This is a genomic window from Streptomyces phytophilus (genome assembly GCF_013870535.1).
Classification (GTDB): domain Bacteria; phylum Actinomycetota; class Actinomycetes; order Streptomycetales; family Streptomycetaceae; genus Streptomyces; species Streptomyces phytophilus.
Map to the genome: position 1 here is coordinate 1 of NZ_JACBXC010000147.1, position 8,413 is coordinate 8,413.

Genomic DNA, 8,413 nt, shown 5'->3' on the forward strand with positions numbered 1-8,413 from the left:
GGCCGTACCGGCGCGATCGGGCCGGGGGGTGTTCATCAGCACCGCGACCACCACCGCGACCGCGAGCAGGGTGACCGACGCGACCAGGTACGCGGAGGCGAAGCCGTCGACCAGCCCCGCCTTGACCACGTCCGGCACCGGCCCGCCCGCGGCCCGCCGCTCCTCCAGCGCACCCGCGTCCGGCACCCGCTCGGCGAGGTAGTCGGCGGTGGTGCTGGTGGCCACGGTGTTGAGCAGCGCGGTGCCGATCGAGCCGCCGATCTGCTGCGAGGTGTTGACCGTCGCCGAGGCGACGCCGGCCTCCTCCTCGCGGACGCCGTGGGTGGCGTAGTTGATCGCCGGGGCCATCACCAGGCCCATCCCGATACCCACGACCAGCTCCGCCGGCAGCACCCCGGCCGCGTACGAGGTGTCGACGTCCAGCGTCGCCAGCCACCCGGTGCCCGCCGCGGCGCACAGCAGCCCGGGGACGATCAGCGCCCGCGGCGGCAGCCTGGGCAGCAGCCGGCCGGCGAGCCCGCCGGCACCGGCCAGCACCCCGGCGGCCAGCGGCAGGAACGCCACCCCGGTCTTCAGCGCCGAGTAGCCCATGACGACCTGCATGTAGTACGTGAGGAAGAGGAACATGGCGAACATCCCCACGGTGGCCAGCGCGATGCTCAGGAACGCGCTCCCCCGGGCCCGGCTGTGCAGCACCCGCAGCGGCAGCAGCGGCTCCGCGGCGTTGCGCTCGTACAGCACGAAGCCGGTGAGCAGCGCGACGCCGAGGAAGAGCAGGCCGAGCACGATCCCCGAGTCCCAGCCCTCGGACTCCGCCTCGCTGCACCCGTAGACGACGGCGACCAGGCCGGTCACGGCGAGCAGGGCGCCGGGCACGTCGATCCTCCGCCGCAGCCGCGGGCGGGTGTCGGCGGGCAGCACCCACCAGCCGGCCGCGGCCGCGACCGCGATGGGCACGTTGACGTACAGGCACCAGCGCCAGTCCAGGTACTCGGTCAGCGCCCCGCCGGTGACCAGGCCGATCGCACCGCCGCCGGCGGCGATCGCGCCGAAGATGCCGAAGGCGCGGGCGCGTTCGCGCTGCTCGGTGAAGCTCGTCGTGAGCAGCGACAGCGCCGCCGGCGCGAGCAGTGCGGCGAACGCCCCCTGCGCGGCCCGCGCGCCCAGCAGCGCGCCGAAGCCGGGCGCCGCGCCGCCGACCGCGGAGGCGGCGGCGAAGCCGACGAGCCCGGTCAGGAACGCCCGCCGGCGGCCGGTGTAGTCGGCGATCCGGCCGCCCAGGAGCAGCAGCCCGCCGAAGGCCAGGGTGTACGCGGTGATCACCCACTGCCGGTCTCCGTCGGAGATGTCCAGGTCCGCCTGGGCGGACGGGAGCGCAATGTTCACGATCGTCACATCCAGGACGATCATGAGCTGCGCCAGCCCGATGAAGGCGAGCGCGAGCCAGCGCCGCGGGTCGGCCGCCGCGGCCGTCTCTTTCTTTGTAGTGTCCATGCCACTACCTTTCTCGTGCGTGATTCCGGGTTCGGGTGGCTGCGGGGTGTGCGGGCCGTACGGGCGCTAGCGGGCGCTCCCGCCGACGATGCGGTCCGTGGCCCGGATGAACCGGGCGGCGGTGATGGCGGGGCCGGGCAGCGCGGTGCCGCGGGCGCGGGCGGCCTCGGGGCGGAGCCCGTCGAGGTACAGCTCCAGATGCCGGTGCGCGAGCGCCTCGTCCTCCAGCAGCCCGCCGCCGGGCAGCAGCATCGTCAGCCGCATGATCATGAACGGCACGTCGCCGAAGACGACGTCCTCGCGGAGCCGGCCGGCCCGCTGCGCCCGTACGATCAGCTCCTGTACCGGGCGCAGCGTCCGCGAGCGCCGCTCCGCCAGCTCCTCGTCGATCCTGATCCGGCCGGAGAGCGCGGGCAGCACCGCGCCGATGCGCAGGCTGAGCGCCGTGTGGCCGAACCGGCGCAGCGCCTCGAACGGCTCCTCCCCGCCGGCCAGCGCCTCTTCCGCCGCCGCCCCCAGCTCGGTGAGCTTGGCGTGGGCGACACCGCGGATCAGCGCCTCGCGGCTGGCGAAGTTCCGGTAGAGCGTCGCGATGCCGACGCCGGCCCTGCGGGCGACCTCCTCCAGCGGGGTGTCGGGGCCCTCGCCCACGAAGACCTCGCCTGCCGCCTTCAGGATCAGCTCGCGGTTCCGCCTCGCGTCCGCGCGCATCGGGGTCCGCATGACGACTCCTCAACCGAAGGGAAATTCTCCACTTACCCGCACCGTAGGAGGGAACCGGAGAGATTTCATCCAGCTGGAAGGAAGTGAGAGGGGATCGCGCGAAGATCCTCCGCATCGCGCCCCGCGCCCCCGCCGGGAACGCGAACGGGCCCGGGCCGGCGGCATCGCTGCCGCCCGCACGGGCCCGGGCCCGGAGGTCTCCCCCGGTCCGCTGCTCCGCTACTCGGTGAGGTTCACCGCGCGCGCCGAGGCCGCGCCGATCTCACCGGCGATCTCCTGCACGACGGCCGGCGGGATCGTGTCGTCCACCGTCAGCGCCACCAGCGCCTCGCCGCCGGCCTTGGCCCGCGACACCTGCATCCCGGCGATATTGATGCCCGCCTCGCCCAGGATCCGGCCCATGGTGCCGACGACGCCGGGGCGGTCGCCGTAGCTGAAGAACGCCATGTGGTCGGCGAGCGTCAGGTCCACGTCGTGCTCGCCGACCGCGACGACCTTCTGCTGGTGCTTCGGCCCGGAGAGCGTGCCGGAGACCGACACCTCCTCGCCGCTGGCGAGCGTGCCGCGCACCGTCACCACGTTGCGGTGGGCGTTCGACTCCGAGCTGGTGGTCAGCCGCACCTCGACGCCGCGCTCCTGCGCGAACAGCGGCGCGTTCACGTAGCTCACGGTCTCGGCGACGATGTCCTCGAAGACGCCCTTGAGGGCGGACAGCTCCAGCACCTTCACGTCGTGCTGCGTGATCTCGCCGCACACCTCCACGTCGAGGCGGACCGCGACCTCGCCGGCCAGCGCCGTGAAGATCCGGCCCAGCTTCTCCGCCAGCGGCAGCCCGGGGCGCACGTCCTCGGCGATGACGCCGCCCTGGACGTTGACCGCGTCCGGCACCAGCTCGCCGGCCAGCGCGAGCCGCACCGAGCGGGCCACCGAGATGCCCGCCTTCTCCTGCGCCTCGCCGGTGGAGGCGCCGAGGTGCGGGGTGGCGACGACGCTGTCGAACTGGAACAGCGGCGAGTCCGTACACGGCTCGGTGGCGTAGACATCGAGGCCCGCGCCCGCGACCCGGCCCTCCTTCAGCGCGGCGGTCAGCGCCTCCTCGTCGACGATGCCGCCGCGGGCGGCGTTGACGATCCGGACGGACGGCTTGACCTTGTTCAGCGCCTCGTCGCCGATCAGACCCAGGGTCTCGGGGGTCTTCGGCAGGTGGACGGTGATGAAGTCGGAGGTCTCCAGCAGCTCGTCGAGCGAGACGAGCTTGACGCCCATCTGCGCGGCGCGCGCGGCCTGCACGTACGGGTCGTACGCCACGACGCGCATGCCGAACGCGGCCATGCGCTGCGCGACGAGCACGCCGATGCGGCCGAGGCCGACGACGCCGAGCACCTTCTCGTTCAGCTCGACGCCGGTGTACTTCGAGCGCTTCCACTCGCCGGCCTTGAGGGCGGCGTTGGCCTGCGGGATGTTGCGCGCGCTGGCGATGATCAGGCCGCAGGCCAGCTCGGCGGCGGTGACGATGTTGGAGGTCGGCGCGTTGACGACCATCACGCCGGCCTTGGTGGCGGCCGGCACGTCGACGTTGTCGAGGCCGACGCCCGCGCGGGCGACGACCTTCAGCCGGCGCGCGGCGGCGACGGCCTCGGCGTCGACCTTGGTCGCGCTGCGGATCAGGATCGCGTCCACGTCGGCGATGGCCGCGAGCAGCTCGGCCCGGTCGGCGCCGTTGCAGTGGCGGATGTCGAAGTCGGGACCGAGGGCGTCGACGGTGGCCGGCGAGAGCTCCTCGGCGATCAGTACGGCCGGCTTCCCGGGGGTGGCGCCGGATGCTGGGGCAGTGCTCACGTGGTCCTCACTGGATTCCTGTGCGGGACGGCCGTCCCGACGGCCGCAGGTGGAGGGATGCAGCGCCGGTCCGCCGGACAGACGCGTGCTGCCGCGTTTGAAGGACACACGACGCTGTGAGCCTGACGCGCGATGTACGAAGAGTGTAGTGGCGCCGGGCGGTGGCCGGGCGCCGCTGCGCCCCGCCACCGCCCGAACGAGGGACCGGGTCCCCTCAGTCCTTGTCGTCGACCCAGCTCATGAGCTTCCGCAGCTCCTTGCCGGTGGTCTCGATCAGGTGGTCGCCGTCCTGCTTCTTGTACTCGTTGTAGCGCGGGAGGCCGTTGTGGTACTCGGCCATCCAGTCCTTGGCGAACGAGCCGTCCTGGATCTCGCCGAGGATCTTCTTCATCTCGGCCTTGGTGCCGTCGTTGATGATCCGCGGGCCGGAGACGTAGTCGCCCCACTCGGCGGTCTCGGAGACCGACCAGCGCATCTTCTCCAGGCCGCCCTCGTACATGAGGTCCACGATGAGCTTCAGCTCGTGCAGGCACTCGAAGTACGCGATCTCCGGCTGGTAGCCCGCCTCGACCAGGGTCTCGAAGCCGGCCTTGACCAGCGCCGAGGTGCCGCCGCAGAGCACGGCCTGCTCGCCGAAGAGGTCGGTCTCGGTCTCCTCGGTGAAGGTGGTCTTGATGACGCCGGCCCGGGTGCCGCCGATGGCCTTCGCGTACGACAGGGCCAGCGCGAAGGCGCCGCCGGTGGCGTCCTGCTCGACGGCCGCGATGCACGGCACGCCGCGGCCCTCCTCGAACTGGCGGCGGACCAGGTGGCCCGGGCCCTTCGGGGCGACCATGCAGACGTCGACGCCCCCGGGCGGCTTGACGAAGCCGTAGCGGATGTTGAGGCCGTGGCCGAAGAACAGCGCGTCGCCGTCCTTGAGGTTGCCCTTCACGGACTCCTCGTAGACCTGGCCCTGGACCGGGTCCGGCACCAGCATCATGATCACGTCGGCCTCGGCGGCGGCCTCGGCGGGAGTGACGACGCGCAGGCCCTGCTCCTCCGCCTTCGCCCGGGACTTGGAGCCCTCGTGCAGGCCGACGCGAACGTCCACGCCGGAGTCGCGCAGCGACAGCGCGTGGGCGTGGCCCTGGCTGCCGTAGCCGAGGACCGCGACCTTGCGGCCCTGGATGATGGACAGGTCGGCGTCGTCGTCGTAGAACAGCTCGGCCACGGTTGCGATCTCCTTGAGTCTTGCGGGTGGCCCCACCGTACGTCTGGCGCGGCGGGGGGTTCTGGGGGGTTCGGGGGTCTCCCCCGAAAATCTTCCTTCACGGCAACCGCACGAAGCGCGGCAGGGATACGGCGCGGGCGGGGCACCGCCGTTGCGGCACCCCGCCCGAGGGGCTACGCGCTTCTGTCGAGGGCGCGCAGCGAGCGGTCCGTGATGGAGCGGGCGCCGCGGCCGATGGCGATGGTGCCGGACTGGACCAGCTCCTTGATGCCGTACGGCTCCAGCATCTTCAACATCGCCTCCAGCTTCTCGCCGCTGCCCGTGGCCTCGATCGTGACCGCCTCCGGGGAGACGTCCACGGTCTTGGCGCGGAAGAGCTGGACGATCTCGACGACCTGGGAGCGGGTCTCGTTGTCGGCGCGCACCTTCACCAGGACGAGTTCGCGCTGCACCGCCGCGCCCGGCTCCAGCTCGACGATCTTCAGCACGTTGACGAGCTTGTTGAGCTGCTTGGTGACCTGTTCCAGGGGCTGGTCCTCGACGTTCACCACGATCGTCATCCGGGAGATGTCCGGGTGCTCGGTGGTGCCGACGGCGAGGGAGTCGATGTTGAAGCCGCGGCGGAAGAACATCGCGGAGATCCTGGCCAGGATGCCCGGCTTGTTCTCCACCAGGACCGAGAGCGTGTGCTTGGACATGTCTTCGTCTCTCTCTTCGCTTCCCGGCCTCAGTCGTCCGCGCCGTCGCCGAAGTCCGGGCGGACGTCGCGCGCGGCCATGATCTCGTCGTTGGAGGTGCCGGCCGCGACCATCGGCCAGACCATCGCGTCCTCGTGGACGATGAAGTCCACGACGACGGGGCGGTCGTTGATGGAGTTGGCCTTCTCGATGACCGCGTCGAGCTGCTCGGGGTCGTCGCAGCGCAGGCCGACGCAGCCCATGGCCTCGGCGAGCTTGACGAAGTCCGGGCAGCGGGTGCCGGCGGCCTGGCGGGCCTGCTCCTCGGGGACGCCGGTGTCCTCGGCGGCGCCGTTGCCGTTCCCGTGGGGGCCGGAGTGCAGGACGGTGTTGGAGTAGCGCTTGTTGTAGAAGAGGGTCTGCCACTGGCGGACCATGCCCAGCGCGCCGTTGTTGATGATCGCGACCTTGATCGGGATGCTGTTCAGCGCGCAGGTGACCAGCTCCTGGTTGGTCATCTGGAAGCAGCCGTCGCCGTCGATGGCCCAGACCGTCGCCTCCGGCGCGCCGGCCTTGGCGCCCATGGCGGCCGGGACGGCGTAGCCCATGGTCCCGGCGCCGCCGGAGTTGAGCCAGGTGCGGGGCTTGTCGTACTCGATGTAGTGGGCCGCCCACATCTGGTGCTGCCCGACGCCCGCGGTGTAGACGGTGTTCTCCGGGGCCAGCTCGCCGATGCGCTGGATCACCTGCTGCGGCGACAGCGTGCCGTCTGTGGGCAGGTCGTAGCCGAGGGGGTACGTCTCGCGCCAGCGGTTGAGCTGCTGCCACCACTCCGCGTACCGTTCCGTGCCGGCCGCGCCCGTCCCGCCCTGCTCCTGCTCGCTCTGCACCGCCACGATCAGGTCGGCGATGACCTCGCGGGCGTCGCCGACGATCGGCACGTCCGCCTCGCGGTTCTTGCCGATCTCCGCGGGGTCGATGTCGGCGTGCACGATCTTGGCGTACGGCGCGAACGTGTCCAGCTTGCCGGTCACCCGGTCGTCGAACCGGGCGCCGAGCGCCACGATCAGATCGGCCTTCTGCAGCGAGGTGACGGCGGCCACCGTGCCGTGCATGCCCGGCATGCCCAGGTGCTGCGGGTGGGTGTCGGGGAAGGCGCCGAGGCCCATCAGGGTGGTGATGACCGGGGCGCCGGTCAGCTCCGCGAGCACCTTCAGCTCGGCGGTGGCGCGGGCCTTGAGCACCCCGCCGCCGACGTACAGCACCGGGCGCCGGGAGGCGCCGACCAGCCGGGCGGCCTCGCGGATCTGCTTGGCGTGCGGCTTGGTCACGGGACGGTAGCCGGGCAGTTCGTGGCGCGGCGGCCAGGAGAAGACCGTGGGCGCCTGCAGCGTGTCCTTGGCGATGTCGACCAGCACCGGTCCCGGGCGTCCTGTCGAGGCGATGTGGAACGCCTCGGAGATCACCCGCGGGATGTCCGCGGGGTCCGTGACCAGGAAGTTGTGCTTCGTGATCGGCATGGTGATGCCGCAGATGTCCGCTTCCTGGAAGGCGTCCGTGCCGATCGCCTTGGACGCCACCTGGCCGGTGATCGCCACCAGCGGGACGGAGTCCATGTGCGCGTCGGCGATCGGCGTGACGAGGTTGGTCGCGCCCGGTCCTGACGTGGCCATGCACACGCCCACCTTGCCGGTGACCTGCGCGTACCCGGTGGCGGCGTGCCCCGCGCCCTGCTCGTGGCGGACGAGGACGTGCCGGACCCTCGTGGAGTCCATCAGCGGGTCGTACGCGGGGAGGATGGCCCCGCCCGGAATGCCGAATACCGTGTCCGCACCCACGGCCTCCAGGGCGAGGATGAGGGACTGCGCGCCCGTCACGGTCTTGTCTGCCGGTGTGTGCCCCGGGACGCGGGACTGTCCCCCGGCGCGGGCCCGCGGCGGCTGCGGGTGGGGCTCACTCCGCGGGGGAGCCTGCTCGGTCATCGGTGTCTCTTCTCGTCTTCGAGTGGTGCGAGGGTCGGGGGTGGAGCAGCGGGTTCGAGCAACAAAAAACCCCTCGTGCCAGATGGCAAGCGAGGGGAGCGCGTCGGCGCGGTCCGGGAGTCGGGATCCGCTTCAGCCGACGCGCTGTCCAAGTACGAGAATTCGGGTGCGCATGGACCTGACCTTGCCCCTGGCGCGCCGGGGGTGTCAAGTTCGTGGGACCCGGGTCTCACTATGTGAGCGCAATGGCCGATGCGTCCTCTTCCGGCAGCGCGAACGCTCCCAGGGCCAGCGCGTCCCGTACCCGCTCCTCCTCCAGTGGTTCGCAGTAGGCCATGCCCTGCGCGTGCCGGCAGCCCAGCGCACGCAGCACCTCGGCCTGCTCGGGCAGGTCGACCCCCTCGGCCGTCGAGTCCAGGCCCAGCTCGCCGGCGATGCCGATCATCCCGGCCGCGATGGCGCGCAGCCGGGGCGACTCGGCCAGC

At 71.9% G+C, this 8,413-nt stretch carries 7 protein-coding genes; all 7 read right to left on the reverse strand.

What is annotated here, in order from left to right:
- On the reverse strand, positions 1–1,494 hold a 1,494-nt coding region (locus tag H5J30_RS10410), incomplete at its 3' end, for a DHA2 family efflux MFS transporter permease subunit (protein ID WP_181787142.1).
- A gap of 66 nt (positions 1,495–1,560) precedes the next feature.
- Positions 1,561–2,217 (reverse strand): TetR/AcrR family transcriptional regulator, encoded by a 657-nt coding sequence (locus tag H5J30_RS10415; protein ID WP_181787143.1) that lies wholly within the window; start codon positions 2,215–2,217, stop codon positions 1,561–1,563.
- Positions 2,218–2,436: 219 nt separating this feature from the next.
- Positions 2,437–4,056 (reverse strand): phosphoglycerate dehydrogenase, encoded by a 1,620-nt coding sequence (serA, locus tag H5J30_RS10420; RefSeq protein WP_181787144.1) that lies wholly within the window; start codon positions 4,054–4,056, stop codon positions 2,437–2,439.
- A 214-nt stretch (positions 4,057–4,270) separates the two neighbouring features.
- Positions 4,271–5,269, reverse strand: a complete 999-nt coding sequence (gene ilvC, locus H5J30_RS10425; RefSeq protein WP_181787145.1) for a ketol-acid reductoisomerase — start codon at positions 5,267–5,269, stop codon at positions 4,271–4,273.
- A gap of 173 nt (positions 5,270–5,442) precedes the next feature.
- Positions 5,443–5,967, reverse strand: coding sequence for an acetolactate synthase small subunit (gene ilvN, locus H5J30_RS10430; RefSeq protein WP_027772032.1), 525 nt, complete (start codon positions 5,965–5,967; stop codon positions 5,443–5,445).
- A gap of 29 nt (positions 5,968–5,996) precedes the next feature.
- Positions 5,997–7,928 carry an acetolactate synthase large subunit gene (locus tag H5J30_RS10435; protein WP_181787146.1) on the reverse strand — a complete coding sequence of 644 codons (1,932 nt, stop codon included), beginning with the start codon at positions 7,926–7,928 and terminating at the stop codon, positions 5,997–5,999.
- A 232-nt stretch (positions 7,929–8,160) separates the two neighbouring features.
- On the reverse strand, positions 8,161–8,413 hold a 253-nt coding region (locus H5J30_RS10440), incomplete at its 5' end, for an EAL domain-containing protein (RefSeq protein ID WP_181787147.1).

Coding starts and splice junctions, on each gene's coding strand:
- H5J30_RS10415 (WP_181787143.1), bottom strand. CDS start 2,217: ATGCGGACCCCGATGCGCGCGGACGCGAGGCGGAACCGCGAGCTGATC.
- ilvN (WP_027772032.1), bottom strand. CDS start 5,967: ATGTCCAAGCACACGCTCTCGGTCCTGGTGGAGAACAAGCCGGGCATC.
- H5J30_RS10435 (WP_181787146.1), bottom strand. CDS start 7,928: ATGACCGAGCAGGCTCCCCCGCGGAGTGAGCCCCACCCGCAGCCGCCG.